17 protein-coding genes are annotated in these 18,606 nt (G+C 33.5%); 11 read left to right on the top strand and 6 right to left on the bottom strand.

From position 1 onward, the window contains the following. Positions 1–83 precede the first annotated feature (83 nt). The 4 genes from DLD82_RS11395 to DLD82_RS11380 all read left to right on the top strand — a co-directional run bounded on the left by DLD82_RS11395 (position 84) and on the right by DLD82_RS11380 (position 3,985). Positions 84–698: a hypothetical protein gene (locus tag DLD82_RS11395; RefSeq protein WP_146199774.1), complete on the top strand. Its 615-nt coding sequence runs from the start codon at positions 84–86 to the stop codon at positions 696–698. A gap of 222 nt (positions 699–920) precedes the next feature. After that, positions 921–1,763, top strand: a complete 843-nt coding sequence (locus tag DLD82_RS11390) for a hypothetical protein (protein ID WP_181391394.1) — start codon at positions 921–923, stop codon at positions 1,761–1,763. A gap of 7 nt (positions 1,764–1,770) precedes the next feature. Beyond that, complete coding sequence (locus DLD82_RS11385) at positions 1,771–2,946, top strand: glycosyltransferase family 4 protein (RefSeq protein WP_109941249.1); 1,176 nt, start codon at positions 1,771–1,773, stop codon at positions 2,944–2,946. A gap of 208 nt (positions 2,947–3,154) precedes the next feature. Then, complete coding sequence (locus tag DLD82_RS11380; protein ID WP_109941248.1) at positions 3,155–3,985, top strand: hypothetical protein; 831 nt, start codon at positions 3,155–3,157, stop codon at positions 3,983–3,985. A 9-nt stretch (positions 3,986–3,994) separates the two neighbouring features. On the opposite strand, the gene DLD82_RS11375 is transcribed toward DLD82_RS11380, so the two are convergent. From DLD82_RS11375 to DLD82_RS11355, 5 genes are all read right to left on the bottom strand, one after another. Continuing rightward, entirely contained in the window at positions 3,995–5,461 is a 1,467-nt protein-coding gene (locus DLD82_RS11375; protein WP_109941247.1) for a lipopolysaccharide biosynthesis protein, read from the bottom strand. 56 nt (positions 5,462–5,517) lie between these two features. Then, positions 5,518–7,356, bottom strand: coding sequence for a hypothetical protein (locus DLD82_RS11370; RefSeq protein ID WP_109941246.1), 1,839 nt, complete (start codon positions 7,354–7,356; stop codon positions 5,518–5,520). Positions 7,357–7,481: 125 nt separating this feature from the next. Further along, positions 7,482–8,438: a glycosyltransferase family 2 protein gene (locus DLD82_RS11365; RefSeq protein WP_109941245.1), complete on the bottom strand. Its 957-nt coding sequence runs from the start codon at positions 8,436–8,438 to the stop codon at positions 7,482–7,484. Between the two features lie 211 nt (positions 8,439–8,649). Beyond that, positions 8,650–9,804, bottom strand: coding sequence for a glycosyltransferase family 4 protein (locus DLD82_RS18965; protein ID WP_109941244.1), 1,155 nt, complete (start codon positions 9,802–9,804; stop codon positions 8,650–8,652). A 152-nt stretch (positions 9,805–9,956) separates the two neighbouring features. Continuing rightward, complete coding sequence (locus DLD82_RS11355) at positions 9,957–10,901, bottom strand: glycosyltransferase (RefSeq protein WP_109941243.1); 945 nt, start codon at positions 10,899–10,901, stop codon at positions 9,957–9,959. Positions 10,902–11,313: 412 nt separating this feature from the next. Here DLD82_RS11355 and DLD82_RS11350 point away from each other — a divergent pair, with 412 nt between their 5' ends. The 6 genes from DLD82_RS11350 to DLD82_RS11325 all read left to right on the top strand — a co-directional run bounded on the left by DLD82_RS11350 (position 11,314) and on the right by DLD82_RS11325 (position 16,953). Beyond that, positions 11,314–13,203 (top strand): PKD domain-containing protein, encoded by a 1,890-nt coding sequence (locus tag DLD82_RS11350; protein WP_245920428.1) that lies wholly within the window; start codon positions 11,314–11,316, stop codon positions 13,201–13,203. 402 nt (positions 13,204–13,605) lie between these two features. Then, the gene (locus tag DLD82_RS11345; protein ID WP_109941242.1) at positions 13,606–15,198 is read left to right on the top strand and encodes a glycosyltransferase family 2 protein; all 1,593 of its coding nucleotides are present in this window, start codon (positions 13,606–13,608) and stop codon (positions 15,196–15,198) included. A 395-nt stretch (positions 15,199–15,593) separates the two neighbouring features. After that, positions 15,594–15,839: an AbrB/MazE/SpoVT family DNA-binding domain-containing protein gene (locus DLD82_RS11340; protein WP_245920427.1), complete on the top strand. Its 246-nt coding sequence runs from the start codon at positions 15,594–15,596 to the stop codon at positions 15,837–15,839. Further along, a complete protein-coding gene (locus DLD82_RS11335; protein ID WP_109941240.1) occupies positions 15,833–16,030 on the top strand; it encodes a type II toxin-antitoxin system RelE family toxin in 198 nt (65 codons plus the stop codon). Before DLD82_RS11340 ends, DLD82_RS11335 begins: the two co-directional genes overlap by 7 nt. Positions 16,031–16,273: 243 nt before the next feature. After that, on the top strand, positions 16,274–16,501 hold the full coding sequence (locus DLD82_RS11330; protein ID WP_146199771.1) for a hypothetical protein: 228 nt from the start codon (positions 16,274–16,276) through the stop codon (positions 16,499–16,501). Further along, positions 16,498–16,953: a hypothetical protein gene (locus DLD82_RS11325; RefSeq protein WP_109941238.1), complete on the top strand. Its 456-nt coding sequence runs from the start codon at positions 16,498–16,500 to the stop codon at positions 16,951–16,953. Before DLD82_RS11330 ends, DLD82_RS11325 begins: the two co-directional genes overlap by 4 nt. A 170-nt stretch (positions 16,954–17,123) precedes the next feature. Here the strand turns inward: DLD82_RS11325 and DLD82_RS18960 are convergent, their stop codons facing one another. Continuing rightward, on the bottom strand, positions 17,124–17,303 hold the full coding sequence (locus DLD82_RS18960) for a hypothetical protein (protein WP_146199770.1): 180 nt from the start codon (positions 17,301–17,303) through the stop codon (positions 17,124–17,126). Between the two features lie 487 nt (positions 17,304–17,790). Here DLD82_RS18960 and DLD82_RS11320 point away from each other — a divergent pair. Then, on the top strand, positions 17,791–18,606 hold an 816-nt coding region (locus DLD82_RS11320), incomplete at its 3' end, for an ATP-binding protein (RefSeq protein WP_109941237.1).

Here is an 18,606-nt window from a genome sequence, read left to right as displayed (position 1 = left end):
CAGATTTGGGTTAAAAAATTTACATGATAGTAAGATAATTATATACAATGAAAAACGATTTTATATTACATAGAGGAGTGAAAATGTATAAAATTATTAGTATAATATGCGTTACGTTTTTCCTAATTCTGGTTGTAACAGGATACTGTACAGCATCTTCTAATAATCAGGTATTTTCAGTTATTAATGACAATAATAATGTTGATAATACTATAAACAATGATGAATCAACTAATGAATTGGTAACAATGGATGTAACTTCATCTTACGGAAACAAAAAGCCGGTTATCCGTTACCCAAACACGAGTCTTCCTCCGGAAATTAGAGAAGATGTTGAGTACATAGAATTTCAAAAAGATAATTCTAAAAAAGGCCAGGTATACATATTTTTTAATTTGCCCGCTAATACTGCAACGGTTAAACAATCACAAAACATAGGTAATTTTATTTTAAGCAGACCAGAATGGATTGGTGACAGAACCCCAGAATCAATCGCTGCAGAAATTTATATTCACTGGGTCGCAGATAATGCTGAACCACTATTCCAGAATAATTCTTTTGCTCAGGGCTTATGGGAGCAACTGATTATTGGAGCGAGTGATGACCGTCCAAGTCCGGTACATCCTACCCACCTGGGATACTTTTATGCAGGACTGGATAAAACCAATGCCATGGATGCATTTTTATTAACACTCTGAATCGAAGGACTCTTTTTTCTTTTTTAAGATATTATTATCAAAGAAATATATCAGGATCAAAGTTGATAGAGTAATGATATGGAGAATTGATTTTATTTGAAAATTCGCTATCTATTACTTATTTTTTTAATAATTTATTCCTTAATCGGAATTGGATTTTTATTCTTTATCGAAAAATCAAATGAAGAAGAGAGTAATTTCTTTTTTACATATGTAAAACATTTGAAAACTGATACATTTCAACCGGTTTATCTGGATAAATCTCCCTTGATTAAAAAACCAGTTTTTCGATATGAAAATACTTCACTTCCCGGATTGATTCGCAATTATATTGCATATATCGATTTTCCTACCTCGATGAAAGAGTCTTCACAAATCACGGTCCAATTTGTTCCGGAACCTGGAAAGGCAAATATTTTAATTTCACGAATGACATCCGGATTTATTATTTCCAGACCTGAATGGACTGGCAACATGAGCACAGAGTCATTAACTTCAAAAATCTATATGAACTGGCTTGAAAATGAAATAAAAGACAATCCCATCGGTCATTTTTTTTACCCATATTACCTGGAAATTTTTCTAAATAATAAATCATCCTCTCTCTATCCGGTGACCCTTCAATGTTATTATAAAGATAAAAACTATCCAATCATTCGATATCAAGGAATAAATCTGACTAAAGATATAGAGAATTATATTGAAATAATTGATTTTGATACGAGGAATGAATCAGATAGTCAGGTTTTTGTCTATTTCCACCCAGATTCGGGATTTGCGGATCTGATTTCTTCAATTAAAATTACCCGGTTCATCATGAGTAATCAAGAATGGAAAGGCGACAGAACATTTTTATCCATAGTAACAGAGATCTATCTTCATTGGATTGCAGATAATATAAAACAAATATTTACTTCAGATAATAGATTACATCCGATTTACACAAAATTCATTATTGGAGAAGAGGATAAAAGACCAAGTCCTATCTATCCGATACACCTCGGGTATTACTATAAAGGACTGAATGTAACTCCTATCATAGACCCATTATTACAAAAAATGTAATTATATTATGAATATCTGTGTAATCTGTTATGATTTTGAAGAAAAAAATTTTCGTAATCAGCCTTGGAGATATATTTGGGAAATAATTCAATATTTTTTAAAAAAAGATTATAAGGTTACGGTTATATCTAATAAAATTAATTATGATTTAGATAATTTAGAACTTCATAGAGTAAATAGATTACACAATATTTTTGGTCCAAGTAAAGAATTATCCAAAAAACTTTTAGAGATTGATCCGGATTATATTATAACTCTTGAAAACTTTGTTAGCCTTGTAAAAAATCCGATATATATAAATAAACCAATAATTGGTATTTTTTCTAATCCAATATATTCATTAAAAGAGATATTCAATGTGGGAATCAACGAATTTTATAGACATCCGGAAATACTATATAATCATTTGATTTCAGCACTCATACCACGTTTCCTGGTTAAAAATAGAATAAAAAACAAATCCTGTCTTATTGCAATGAGTAAAGATACAAGAGATAAACTAGAAAATCTAAAATTAAATATTAATATTCATTTTATACCTCCAGGAATATCCGATTTTGATCTTGAAATACCAGATTCAAAAAAAATAAAAAATATTCGACAAGAAATATGCCCAGAAAAAATTCCTCTAATAATATATTTTACATCTCCTCTGACACTCAGAGGAACAGACATATTGCTTAAATCATTTGAAAAATTTAGAGAGAAAATTCCCGCTAAATTAGTTTTTCTTTCACGAATCGATAATAATAACGTAATATTGGATCAAATACGATTAAAAAATAGTGTAAAAAAAAGCCATCTTGAAGGATCAGTAAAATTTATTTCGCAAAATTTAAGCCCAGAGGACATAAAAATCTACATATCTTCTTCAGATATTATTTGTATTCCCTTTAAACTAGTAATTTCAGACGTCCCAATTAGTATTTTAGAAGCGATGGCTATGGGAAAACCGGTGATTTCAACAAATATTGCATGTATACCTGGTTTATTAAAAGGTAAAGGAATAACAATAGATCAATGTAATCCGGGTCAATTATCATCTATACTAGAAAATTATGCTAAAAATCCTGAATTTTTTTTATCATTAGGGAAATCAGCAAGAATATTTATGGAAACTTATCCTAAGTGGGATGACATTGGATACATGTTTGAAGAATTATTTAAAGAAATAGAAATTTAAGAATTAAATAATGGTTAAACTTTCATCTAATTATTATCCTCGTGTGTAATTTATGTAAGTAGGTTAAAAAAAGTTGCAGCAACGAATAATCTCATTAAAAAAAATATTAGCCAATATGGGTTTTTTCATAATAAGGAAGGTTTTTAACAATTGATCTCCATTATCCCTTATAACAAGAATTTTACCATTTTATTTATACTAAAATTTTATGAGGAGAATTGAATTTATTGGAACAGAAGGTATCGGAAAAACCTCGCTATTTGATGATTTAATTCGCCAAAGAAAAAAATCAGAAAAGTGGTTGACATTAGATGAAGCAAGGAAAAAAGTTGCTTTAAAATATGCAATAGAAAATTGGCGAATCTCCCATAATTATTTATTAGCAACAATATTACTCAGTCTTCCATTTCAAAACACTATTACAAAAACAATTAGTGATTTAGTATTAAAAAATCCGGACCAGGAATTAGTAGAAGAAAAAATATTATATCATCCATTTTTTAGTTTTTTAATTTACTTCTCTGGTACTAATTTTTACAATCCTCAAATCAGACTTCACAGGATCTTAAACCTATACCAAAATTCCTGCAGGATAATAAATCTTGAAAATTTTCAATCTTCAGATATTTTTCTGATAGAAGAAGGAACCATTCTGGGATATGGTCTTTATATGTCTCACTGGCAGGATGATGATTATCAAAAAAAGGCTATCTCTTTTTTCCATAAAATCCCTCCTCCTGCCGGAATAATTCATTGCATTTTGGATAATGAAGAAGCAATTACGAGAATTTATAACCGAAGTAAAAATGGAATAATTACTATAGCCCATCGGGATTCTGATAATTATCATGCATTAGTTGATTTAACCGTGCTTCGAAAAATTATTCAAATGCAGAATTCTATCACGGAAATTGGAATTGAAATTCTAAAGAGAAAAAATGTAAAAATTCTGACAATCGATTTAAAAAATTCAACCATGGAAAATATTTTGAGAATAAAAAATTTTTTGGGAGAATTTGATAATAAGAATAATAAATGATATGAATTGTCATTTCATTGAAAGTTTAAACTCCCGCATGAGTTTTTTTATTTGAGAGTCGGATCGAATTATATGTGAATAATATAGAACTCCATAGATAATACTGATTATTAAAAGAAACAGGATATCAATTCCTTGAATCATTAATCCAATAAGAATAATCATTAAAGGAACACATAATTTAATATCTGCAAAGATAATTCGATTTATTTGTACCGCCTGAACACCAGATAACAACATCATTTTTACATTCAGGTACCCATATACAAAAAAACCTGATATTGAAAACAGAAGCAGGGCAATTATCGGACTTTGAAGTACTGCACCAACCATAAGAGAGAGAAAACGAGTCACAAGATTAAGCGATGTAAATTTAAGCCCGAATTCCTGTTTTTCCATTACTGCCCAAATAGAACTTAATGGAGAGGAGATGAACCATACAAATGCCCAGGGAGCCAGTATCTGGGTATATAATCCTGCAACATACCAGATTTTCCCAAATATAAGAGCAAATAATCCAGGTCCGAGAATTATTACGACTAAAACCGGAAACATACCAATCATTACCAAAACCCGAAAAACATGCTCAACCAGAATGGACAAGGTTCCATCTAAATGAGCAACAGATGCACGCTGAAAAAAGACTTTACCAATCGACCTTCCAATAAGATCCATAGGCATTTGAAAGACCATGAAACCTAAAGAGTAAAAACCTGCGATTTGGGGAGAAAAAAAAGCTGTAAGCAGAAAAATCGGAAGCTGCCAGGATATCGCATTCAATAATCTGGACCAACTATCCATAATAGGGAATTTTTTGTACCGTCTCAATGCAGAAATCATTCCATGCCATGAAATGCTCTTTTTTATTAAATTATGATCATCCCGATAAATCTGTAATCCAAGTGTAGTGGTGGAAACCAGTGTGCCTAAAAAATATGCACCAATGAGACTTCCTCCGGTTGCAAATCCAGCAAAACCTGCTCCAAGACGGGTACCGGTTGCAACAAATGACTGTGTTATCTGGGCAATAGATAGTCGTCCGAAATGTCTGGTTCTGGTATTCCAATGATTCAAAGCAATAAAAAAGCCACTAATCAACACAAATGGAGGAATAAATATCAAATAAGGTTTTAATTCAGGGGCCCCGAGGAGAAATACAATCAAATCAGATCCAAAAATAAAAACAGGAACAGTAATCATACTGATTGATATCGCAATGAGTATGCATGCTCCCAGAAGGTTCACTGCTTCTTCTTCCTGGTCCGGAAGAAGAATTGCATATTGTAGAGACAAACAGGCTATTACATCAATAATTACAGTAATTGAAGTAAAAATACTGAGAATACCAAATGCTTCCGGACCATAAAGACGGGTAATGATTGGAGAAGATAAAAATATGAGTATTTGAGCAAACATCGTTCCGGAAACGATCTTTGCAACATCAGAAACAAATGAAAATGATTGGGAATTTGGCATACAAATAACACAGTTCCTATCTGGAGATTATCAGATTATTATAATTCAGAAAATAATCAGTCAGATCTCACTTTATAATAATCAAACCCTCCGTTTGAATAGGTTAAAAGAACTCCGGGATCCATTGATAACCGATCAAACTCAAACGATGAATACCGAAGATATTCCATATCTGGCAATGTATCACGATACATACTTCTGTCAATTTCCATAATGATAAAATCAGTCCCATTTGGATAAATATCACGGAGAGTTTGTGCATCATCATAACCAAAATGATATGGCAGAATGTTTTTCTTCAAATATCGAGGCAAATTCTGTTTTTTTCGTTCTATCGGATTTAACATATAATATGCCATTCTCCCTGGTGCAACGTTGATACCAGTTAATGGAGTAAAAATGTCCCTGTAGCTAAAAGTATATTCTAAACCCTGAATCTCTGAATGAGTGGTCTGCCAACTTGTTGTAAGAATATATGGTGAAGAATATACAATGAAAAGACTCCCAATGAAAAGAAGAAAGAGAATTATAATCACAGATATTGCAGGAATATGTAAATTATGAAAAAACTTTGGCCTTAAAAAAATACTTTTAAGAAAATAGTGGAGAAAATATGCAGCAAAGATTGTACCAAATAAGGATATTGCAAAAAGTAGTCTTTGTGGAGTAAAATCAAATTGTAAAAAAAACAGAAGACCGGATAATGTAAAAATCCCAATAAAAGCTATTGCTAATGAGACTAAAAAATAACTTTCCTGATCTTTAAGTAATTTTTTTAAGAGAATGGGAAGAGATAAAAGAGATAATATACATAGGATAATCTGACTCCAGATATTTTTTATTATCTGCTCAAGAACATTGTATCCGTACATATCAGTAGCACTAATAGTGTTTTTTAGTGAATCCAACCAAACTTCATCTTTTTCAAAACTTATCATCTTGTATAATGAGAGTATTTCATGATTGAAAATGGAGAATAAGGATAGCCAAAAAAACCACCAGATTATCAAAATAAAAAAAAGAAACTTAATCGGATGAAATTTTAGGATATTAATATCATTGATAATCTTAAAATGATAATCATTCACATAAACCAGTAAAATAAGCATAAAAATGGAGATGAATACAAAAAGAATGATCAATGTGGCTACGGTGTGAAAAAGGGGCATTAAGATTAAAAAAATAACTGTTATTATCGTAAAAGGAGCATTACGTTCTTTAATTAATCTGAACAGTAGATAAAAGATCAGAGGTAATAAAAAATTTGCTAAAATATTGGGTGTCAACCGGAGATAGTAGCTGTAAACAAAACAACAAGAAATTAAAAAAACAATATCGGCTACGGACCTATCGGAAAAAATTGTTTTTGCTAATATATACATAAAAAGAATAAAAATCAGTTCAAAAATAAAAGGAACAATTTTGTGCAGAATAATGATATCCAGACCAGATACATATACCCATTCAGAGATATATATATGAACAATAGGATAAAAAAGAGACAAAGGAGTTTCGCCCGTTGTAAGAATTTCTTTAATCCATCCGAGATGACTTGCTGGATCACCTCCAATGCACCACATATAATAGCCCCTTATCATAAAAATACTTAAAACAATCGCATAAGATAAAAAAACGAGAGTGAAGCCATATTTTCGCGAAATAGATAATTCGCTGCCATTCTTAAGGATGGAATTGATAATGAGAACTGAACCGGCAATAAATGAAAAAGTGATGCTTATCCATAAAATCCAGGGAGTAGATTGATAAATTGAGGCCTCATACCCGATTGCAGGAGTATTCCATGTTTCCAATAAAGCATAGCTAATAATAAGAAAAAGAAATGTAAGAATTCCCTTTAAAAGATAATCTTTCCAGACATAATTATTTTTAAACATGGATATTTGATAAGAATACTCTATGTCTTCCAGTTCTACATCTTCTTCTTAATTAAATATTCCCTTAATACAGGAAGCATAATCAGAGATTTTCTATTCATAACCGCATTTCATGAAAGAGATATTTATTTTAAGAGATCTTCATAAGAAGGAAGTATTTTTTTTAATATTACAAATACCAGTAAAGGAGTATGTAAAGCAATTTTTAGTTTCAATAATTTTAAACGTAATTTTTTAGTTTTAATCTTTTTAGAAATATTTTTAGCTTCAGAAAAATCTCCAGCAATATAATAATAATATGACCGATTTATCTCCTTGCTTGCAATATACTCCAGAATGTTTTCTTTTTCATCATCGGGTACCTGATTATGATAGAGGACATTTTGAAGGTATGAAACCAAGGGATAGATGTCATAATAATGTGAGGGAAGATACGTCAATCGGTTGTCTGCATCAATATGATATAATGCTCCAATGTATGTAGAATACGCAATCTCATATTTTAATGCAATTTTCCCCCAAAGGAACATATCTTCTCCATAATTAATTCCTTCGGGAAACCCGCCCCCTTCATAGAATATATGTTTTGGTAAGGCGACAGCAGATGTCGCTAAGGGTTCTGATATTGCAGCTGCTAAAAAATATCCAGGAATAATTCCTTCCCTCTGCGATTTTGGAAACGTTGGACATTTACTTTTAGTAAAGATACCAGATTTTGTCTGTATTGCATACCGTGTAGCAAATATCCCAGCACCAGGATATCTGTTTTTCAGGACACGAATATTTGTTAAATATTCAGGCATCCATTCATCATCAGAATCTAAAAAAGCAATCATTTCTGATTGAGCAATAAAAACTCCTTCATTTCGGGCATTTGCAACCCCATTTCCGGTTTGTTGTTTTAAAATTATCCTGCTATCATGAATTGATGAAACAATATCCGGTCCCTGGTCAGTAGACCCCCCATCAATGATGATTATTTCAATATCTGTTATATATTGATTCACAACTGATAGAATAGCCCTTTTTATTGTGTCCCCTCGGTTATACAGAGGTATGATGATTGAAAATTCCGGTTTCACGAATAATCTATCTTATTATCAGGTCAATTAATTCTTTTGCATGTAAATTGTGCGAATATTTTTCAATAAGATAAAATATAAAAGATATAATATAATTTTCAGTTTTATAAAAACAATTCCAACAATGAGCGATAATGAACTACCAGAAAAATTCATTGGATAAGGAAATTGATTACGATGATTTGACGGATATCATGTAAGATTTACGTGTTCATTTTGAAAGAATAAGGGGAATAATTTTGTTCCATCGCTCTTGAGCATTTTCAAATGAATAATTCTTTCCTATAAAATCCCGGGCGTTTTTTGCAATGATATCCAAATCTGGTGTTTGGAGGGCTCTTTTAATATTACTAACAATGCAATCCGGAGTATTGTCTTCCATGAAAAATCCTGTCACCCCGTCTTTAATAACATCAGGAATCGCTCCAACAGGGGTGGCAAGAACAGGTGTTCCACATGCCATTGCTTCCAGCATGATATTTGGCAGGCCTTCTGTGTATGAGGGTATTATTAATAATTTCAATTTATTAAGAGGAACAGACAATTTATCATGTGGAATCCAGGTATCAATTTCTAAACAATTGGTATCTTTAAATTCATCACAACCGGCATACTTAGTATTCATATCCTGAGAACCTCCCATGTAGATTTTTATATCCGGATGAGATTTCAAAAGTATATAAGCTGCTTGAATAAAATTATCAGAGCCTTTTTCTTTGCTAAATCGTCCGATATAGCCCACAATAGTATCACGACTATTATATGGCGTTGTTATGGTCAATTCCTTAAAATCGACAAAATGATTTGTATCAATGAGGATTTTTTTTCTCCATTTCTCTAAATTCCATTCCCGGATTAAATGTTCTGAAAAAACAATAATTCTGTCAGTTAACAGATATCCAACCCATATCATTTTTCTTGAAATACCTGAAAAGGGATCAGGATTGAACTTTTGCATGAGTATTGGAGATGCAGGTAACATAATTATGGATTTTTTTTTCAAAATTCTTAAAAGAACCATTATAATTATTGAAGGATTCCAATCCATGAAAAAAATTACCAGATCGTTATCTGGAATTTTGTGCAAAAAAATCCGGATTAATCTTATCTGGAATTTCAGGAACCTGAATATTCGAAACAATAGATTATTTTGGTTATTGGCAGTATTGATAATAATCTCATGAATACTAATATCCTGATTATCTGGATATGAAAGGCCCATGTTATCATAGCATCCGATAATTACCGTGGTTTTAGTACAAATATGAGAGATAACATCAATCAGGTTTGATAAGGGAAATTTAAAGGGAAGTGACTGAGGATAAGAGATAATGCAACATTTAGGACCGATATCAGAATTTTTCATCTTAATCACATTGTGTAATGAATTATTCTACTACAATATATAAAAGAATTTATGCCTCAAATTTGTCAATCAGGGTCAGATATCTGATTCGCCATAGGAAAAATCATTCCTCATTATAAAATTTGGGTTACACATGAATTTAACTTTCACCTTTACCTGGGTTGGATTATTCGTTTTATGGTCCCGGACCAAAATCCAATAGTATACCAAATATGTTCCATAAAAAAAACCACAGGAATTGTCAGGAAATATGTTATTTTATTAATTCTCATGAGAATTGACAGAGTAAATATCATGACAACAAGAATATATAGAATAATTAAATATATTGCCAAAGCCGGAGCAAAAAAGAAGAGAGGAATTAAAAGTAATATGGAAATCGGGGGGATAACCTGCAGATCATATAATCGGTTATACCCTCTCCCATACCCGAACCAGAACATTCTTTTACAAAATTTTTTGAGATTTCTATTTTGATTATGATATACGAGGGCCTCCGGAACATAGAGCAACTTATCCATTTCCAGAAGTCTTTTATTGATATCCGTATCTTCATTCATAAAATATGTCGTATTATATCCGCCAACCCTGAGAAGATCTTCTGTTCTGTATAAACTGTTACATCCACTGATACTGTGAACATATTTTTTAGTTTTTAATACCCGGTCCTGAATAGAATTGGCACTCCCCAGAAAAGAGTCCAGTGCAAGGCCAATAGATTCTTCCCATATCCCAGTCCCGATATTTTTTATTCCGCCCCCAACTCCGATAATTCCATCCTGAAAATTAATAAATAAGATTTCCAGCCATTTGAAATCAGGAACACAATCTGAATCAGTAAAAGCAATATAGGAACCCCTTGCATGTTCAAGCCCCACCTGTCTTGCACCACCTACGGTTCCATAGTCTTCAAAAATTATTTTCACAGGAAATTTTTTTGCATAATCCAGACTTCTATCAGTTGAGTGTCCGTCAATTATGAGCACTTCAAGAGGAGACAAAGACTGGCTGAAAACTGCACTCAGGCAGTTGCCAATTCTATTTTCATCATTTTTTAAAGGGATTACAACGGAAATCCCCGATTCTTTTTCTTCCATAAGGTGATGTCCATCTCATATGCGGAAAATTAGAGTAATATTCTTTTATCCATTTATAATACCTGTCCATTCAATTCATGGTGAAAAAAAATAATCTTTTTTTCATTCCGCGATTCTATATCAAGTAATTCTTTATCAAAAGAGAAAAAATCTCTATGAAAAAAAACTGATTCAGATAAACCAATGACTCAGAAAAATCTTATTAACATACGTATTTTTTTAACAATATATTCTTATTATTTATATGAATAGTTATGCACTACATATCCGGGATTAACAGGTTCGAAAAAAGAAAAATATTAAAAATGTAAATAAATGGCATTACATTCATTGATTTTTTATCAGAATCTCCCAATATTTACCATAAAGATTCACTGACATCAGATTATCATTTCATGTGGAGGACAAAAGTATGAATGCAAGAAAAATATCAGGAATTATAATTATACTGTTATTTTTCAGTTTCATGCTAGCATTAGCATCAGCATCTCAAATTCCTTCATCGATTCCACTTCAAAAAAGTATATCCTCATCAATTCCAAAGCCTTCTCTTCCCGTTTCCTATTCACCGATAATCTCCAGTCCATCAATAGCTAAACCTGTATTATCATCAACCCCGCTCGTTGTCAGAACTCCGGTTACCAGCAGTTTCCATGAAGAAAAAACACAAATGGAAGATACAATTGTAACCCAATCTTCAGAGATTCTTACACTCGACGGAATCCAGATATTCCCTGAAGATAATATCTGGAATGTCCCGATTGATACAATGCCCGTCGATCCCCGTTCCGATGATTATATCAGATCAATGGGCGGAGATACCCAGACAGCAAAACCACAATTTTATTCCGGATTAAAAAATGGTGTTCCCTGGGGAATCCCATATAACGTTGTCCCAGGAGACCAACCTAAAGTAGATGTTACAATCTACTATGAACATGAAAGTGATTGTGGTCCGTATCCTATTCCGGAAAATCCACTCATTCAACAGGATCATGACTTTCATATGCTTATCGTGGATAAAGAAAATGGCTATCTCTATGAATTAAATAAAGCAATCCAGCAGGCTGATGGAAACTGGACTGCCGGTTCTGGAGCAGTTTACAATCTTTCCAGCAATGATTTGCGGACAATCTGTTTCACATCTGCAGATGCCGCTGGCCTTCCAATCCTACCAGGATTAGTCAGATATGAAGAAGTAGCAGCAGGGGAGATAAGACATGCCATCCGGACTACAGCCATCGATACTCAAAAAGCATTTGTCTGGCCGGCAAGACATTATGCATCAGATTTAACCAATCCGGAATATCCCCCGATGGGACAGAGATTCAGATTAAAATCATCCTTTGACACCTCCGGTTATCCGGACCAGGCACGGGTCATCATGGAAGCGATGAAAAAATATGGTGTTATTCTTGCAGATAATGCCGGAGGCTCATGGGATTTATCCGGAGTTCCGGATGAACGCTGGGACAATGAAGCCCTTAAAACACTCCGGAATATCAAAGGAACAGATTTCGAAGCAGTGAATGTAACATCACTCATGATTCACCCGGATTCAGCTCAGGCACGAACATCAGTTACACCATCCCCCCTTACTCTCACTTCAGTAATGCCAAATTCAGCCCAGAATTATGGAGCAATTCCGGCAGTTAACCTTACCGGGAGCGATTTTACCCAAGGGATAAATATTTACCTGAATCTGACCGGACAGCCTGACATTTATGCAACAAATATCGATGTACAATCGTCAGAGTTTATTACCTGTAATTTCCCGATTACGGGTAAAATACCCGGTCAATGGGATATAATTGTAACCAATCCGGATGGAAGAACAATTAAACAGGATAACGGTTTTACTATCACCACATCAGAACAAGAACCTATTCAGTCAAAATTTTATGGGATTCCAGGTACAGAGATATTCCCTCTGACAATACAATTCATTGATGCATCAACCGGTTCTCCTTCAGCATGGCAATGGAATTTTGGTGACGGCAATAATTCAACAGAACAAAACCCAATTCATACCTATAACACACCAGGGGTTTTCATCGTGCAATTAATCGTGGCGAATAATACTATTGAAATATCTGCCAGTTCAATCATGACTATTACAAATACCAATCACCTAAGTGTTCAAAACAATGGATTCTCAAAAATATCCAATCCGGAAAATATCCTGAACAAAGAAGGACAAGTAAATGGTCCATCATTAGACTCCGGTTCAATCCCCGTCACCCGGGAACCAGTATATTCAAATCCGGTTATTCAAAGTAAGGCACTCAACGTGCTCAGATAAATCTTACCACCTAATAGCGGATTAGGATTGAAGGATAACTTTTTTCCATCAAGTGAAATCATCTGAATTGACTTTTTTTATGATTAGATAAAGACATTTTATAAGATTAATAGATAATCCGGAATCCCTCTAAATTCTCCCGGATTAGGCGTTTTCAAATTATTCAGGGTTTTTTTACAGGTAACATTTACAAAATCAATCTTCAGATACTTATATATTCTTCAATAATTATTTAGTCAGTTAAGGGGTGTTGTAATCATTTCTTCCGACACTTATCCCATTGGATATCAATCCAATAATGACAATAAAAAATATGGGCAACAACAGGAAAATGTACCGGAAGGAAATAAAATAGTAGTTGACAGGATAGAGGAAACACTTATTCAAAATGATAAATCCAAAGTGAATGGAGAGATAAATAATCCACTCTTGCTTCCAAATGAAAATCCTCCTGAAATGTTACGGTTTCTCCATTGTATCAATCGGGTGCTGGAATTAAAGAAGGGTGAATATAATCATAATCTCGATGAAAATCTGGCAAAAGCAGAGATTGCCACGGTCATTCCCGCATATAATGAGGAACTGACCATCGGAATGGTGGTTCTGTTAAGTCTACAGCATTCCAGCCGGGTTATTGTTGTTGATGATGGGTCCACTGACCGTACCAATGAGATTGCGAAATTGGCAGGTGCTGAAGTAATTCAACTTGATCCAAATAAAGGAAAAGCATTTGCCTTACGTATTGGAATAAACCATGCACGTGATCTAGGGTATCACATTATTGTTACCATTGATGGTAATGGCCTTTATAATCCAAACGAGATTCCATATCTCACTACCCTGCTTCTGGAAAACGAAGCAGACATTGTTATTGGAACCCGTTTTTTACGTAATCCGGATATTGTATCTTCTTATGTATTTACCGATAAATATCCGGGATTTGTCGCATATGGAGATGGGGCTCATGATCTCCTGAAAGATTTCTTATGTCGGGCTGTTCCACAAACTAGCGTTACCCGGATTCTAACTGAAAAAGGATTAAGAGTAGCCGAGATTCCTATTACGGTTCGGAAAAAAGAGAAAAGAACGGGATCTCTGAAAAACGTTGTAATTGCATTGCCTGCATATAACGAAGAAAAACATATCGCCGATGTAGTTACCGGAGCATTACAACATGCAAATACTGTTTTGGTAGTAGATGATGGATCAACCGATAAAACCGCTGAAGTTGCTGAAGAAGCGGGAGCTATTGTCATTAAACACCCCTCCAATCAAGGTTATGGTGCCGCATTAAAAACCATTTTTTCTATCTCCCGGAAAATGGATGCTGAAGCATTGGTAACAATCGATGCAGATGGTCAGCATAACCCTTCAGATATAAAAAATTTACTTAAAAAACTAGAAAATGGGGCCGATGTTGTTATCGGTTCCCGTTTTCTGGAGATTTCAAGTATGATTCCAATTTACCGGCGATTTGGAATGAAGTTACTTGATCTGCTAACAACAGCAGCAGGAGTAAACAAAATCACCGATAGTCAGAGTGGATTTCGTGCATACAACAAAAAAGCAATTCAGGACCTGCATCTCTCTTCCAAAGGAATGTCAGCCGGATCTGAAATTCTTATTCAGATAAGTGAGAGAAATCTCAACATAAAAGAGATTCCCATTAATGTACGATATGATATTGATGATACATCAACTCATAATCCGGTAGTGCATGGAATATCAGTATTTACGGATATTTTTGGCCAGATAAATTATAAACATCCTATTGTCATTTTAGACATTCCTGCAGCTTTTATTGCAATGATTGGAGTTACAATCCTCTTTTTAACCCTATTTAGTGATGTTCAATTTATTAATTCGCAATTTTTTGTGGTTTCTCTTAGTCTGACTTTGATTGTTATAGGATCTATCATCGGAATGGAGGGTTTTATCTATAATTATTATATGAACCGGACAAAAGTTAGTAAATCTGAAAATATTATGGAATAAAAAGAATTTTTTAGAGAAACTGTATATGCAGGCAATGAACTGAGGATAGACAAAATTTCACTACGAACTAATGAGGCATTATTGGATTTCCAAATCAAAAATTTAAGAAACGACTCATAATATTTAATCATGATGCCAAAAAACGCACTTGCTGAACCCTGCGGGATTTTCCTTAATTATTCTTGAAAGGAAGTTTAAAGTAATTTTTTAGATATCTGTTAGGTTCACAGCTCATCTAAACCGATGACATATGCAGAACAATTTTTTCTTCTTTGGATTGTCATAACTCACTGGTAGGATGTTTCTCCTGGTTTATTGGGTTGATGTAAAAAATATTAATACAGAGGAAGTAAGATATGTCTTACTGATCTCAAATGGAAATTGGCATTATTCGAATGAGCTCAAAGGGCCAGATTGTTATCCCCGCATCAATGAGAAAAGGTCTTTCGGAGGGGGAAAAGATGCTTGTGATTAAAGAAGGAGAACGTTTTATTCTTAAACCTCTTTCTGATTTGGAAGAATCTATACGAGAGGACATCATTTTTGCAGAAAAAACTGAAAAAGCTTTTGCAGATTATGAAAAGGGGAATTTCATCAAAAAAAGTGATGTTGATTTTATCAATAATCTGTCATCATGGTAACCGTAGCATATAATCCATCCTTTGAAAAAAGCATACGAAAAATAAAAGATTACCAATTAAAGAAACGAATAAAAAACCAGATCTTAAGTATCATATACAATCCAGATATTGGAAAACCAATGCGATACAGTCGAAAAAATACTCGTGAGGTGTATATTCCGCCATTTCGATTATCTTACTATTATGATTGACGAAGTGAACTTCTCGTGTTTCTTTCGCTTTATCATAAGGATGAACAATAATCTTAATCCATCATTTTCTTTGAAAACGGGATTTGGTAAAGAACATCATGGATAAATAGACAAATTAAACTATATGTATTTTTACGAATATGTAATGAATTCAACATGACAAATAAAACAATACTTATTCAAGTACGGATTCCTGAAAACTTAGTAAGGATTATTGATACCTTACAGGATCAAGGAATCTATATGAATAGAACTGAAGTAATAATGGACGGGGTCAGACGGCTGGTTAAAGCATATCAAACAGAAGATCTCCTCAAACTGGCCGTTTTCCGTTCCCTTCATGGAAAAAAGGGTACTACATCCTTTAGTGATATTGCATATGAATACGATCCAATTGATGTAGAATCTGCAATTACAGAAGCATTTCACACTGATTCCATTGATGAGATTATTGATGAGGTCAGGAGATGATCCTTTTCGATTCTGACGTTCTTGCAATATGTCATTTTTTCACCCATGATTCCAGGTACATTATTACAAAACAATGTGTTGATGATCTGAAGAAGAACGGGATTGCAACTACGATATACAATCTATTCGAACTTGCAGGAATCCTTTCCTCCGGCGGAAAGGGAGAATTAGGAGAAAAAATTGTTAATACTTACCTCAATGCTAGAGATATTGAGGTTCTTTTTCCCAAAGTGGGATTTATTTCTGAAGATCATTTCTGGGAGGAATATTCCCGGGGTGTCATGGATGTGATTAAGCGAGGAATTCGATATGAAGATGCAAAGATATTCTGGGTGGCAGAAATATATGAGGTATCTTTGATTATTACCTGGAATAAACGACATTTTTTAGAGAAAACCGCTGTTCCGGTTATGAGACCTGAAGAATGTTATAACCGCCCATCAATCAAATAAATTCATCAGGAATGTGGGGGGTTTATCCATCTCCCTTATATTCTGTTTGCTGCAATTCAATTACTAAATGCAGGGCGTATTCCATTTACATCCTTTCCTCCGTACATCATATCCACTAAATACGAAGGAAAAATTTCAAAAGATTGCGATATTTCCCTATTTGAAAACCGTTAATCAATTGGGTAGACAACGCCAATAAACAGGCAGAAATGGAACTGAGAGAGAATGATGTAGGTTTTTATTGCAAAGACCGTTATCCCAGTAATATTAAAGGAGAGAAGGAAGTGATGGCTCTTCCTGGACCAGATATGTAAATTCATCGATGGCTGTAACTGTTGGTATATCTCCATGCTGCATAAGATAAACAAAAAATTCATCCCAGTCCGGAAATGGAGCATGAAACAGTTAATCGCCCTTAAAGAATGTGGATAATTCAGATGATATTCGTTTTAATTACAAGTGTCTTGATTCTTCTCGAGCGAGGAGTCGTATTCCGCCAACCGGACTAATAAACTGGTCAATAAGTTCATTTTTCTGACTCTTCTCCGGCCATATAATATCAGGAGTTCAGCCTTATTATTATGAAATCTTCGAATGAGTGCAGATAATTCTGTTTTTCTATTTATAAACAGACTTAAAATTAGTATACTTCAGAGTATATCTATTTTAAATACGAAAAGAGATTGATTTAGGGAGATAAATAAAATTTTTATAATGATACTTAAAATCAATCTACTATTTCCAATGTCATTGGATAAAATTATTCATTTCAATTGATCAATATTATCCAATCATAATGGATAGATTAATGAGTATTAAAATATATCAACTTTATACATGATTCTGAAAGATGATCTTTCACAGATTATCAGAGCTCAGAGAAAGAATATCAATAATCGCAATCAAGGTGTATTACGTCTGGATCTTAAAAAAATTCAGCCTTTGGAAAATTTTGCAATTATCATTTCTGGAATTCGAAGATGCGGAAAAAGTACACTTCTTCTGCAATCGATGAATAAAGCAGAAAAATTCAATTACCTGAACTTTGAAGATCCTCGTCTAACAGAGTTTGAGATTAGAGATTTTGAGATTCTTGAAGAAGTTTTTCTCAGAGATTTTGGAGAGAACGATCTCTATTATTTTGATGAAATCCAGAATCTCTCGAGATGGGAATTATATGTGCGATATCTTCTGGATAAACAAAAGAAAGTAGTAATCACAGGATCTAATGCATCTCTATTAAGTAGGGAACTTGGATCCAAACTTACTGGAAGAAACCTCCCCATCGAGTTGTTCCCATTTTCATATCAGGAATATCTGATATATTATAATCAAAAGCAATCTTCGAATTCTTTTCATGCTTATCTATTGTCAGGTGGTTTTCCGGAATACCTCAAAAATGGGATGGATGAAATTCTTCAAAATCTGTTACTTGATATTATTTCAAGAGACATTCTCCTTAGGAATTCTATTAAAAATCCCCGTGTAATTACCGAAATTCTGGTTTATCTGCTTGGAAACATATCCCGGGAATTTACACTTACAAACCTTAAAAAAACCTTTACTTCAATCGGATCGGTAACCACCATCGCATCTTATGTGGAATTCCTTGAAGATGCATATCTTATCTTTACTCTACCACGACATAGTTAC

Source organism: Methanospirillum stamsii, from assembly GCF_003173335.1.
Classification (GTDB): Archaea; Halobacteriota; Methanomicrobia; order Methanomicrobiales; family Methanospirillaceae; genus Methanospirillum; species Methanospirillum stamsii.
The sequence above is the reverse complement of the archived record's forward strand: the minus strand, read 5'-3'. Positions and strand labels throughout refer to the sequence as shown.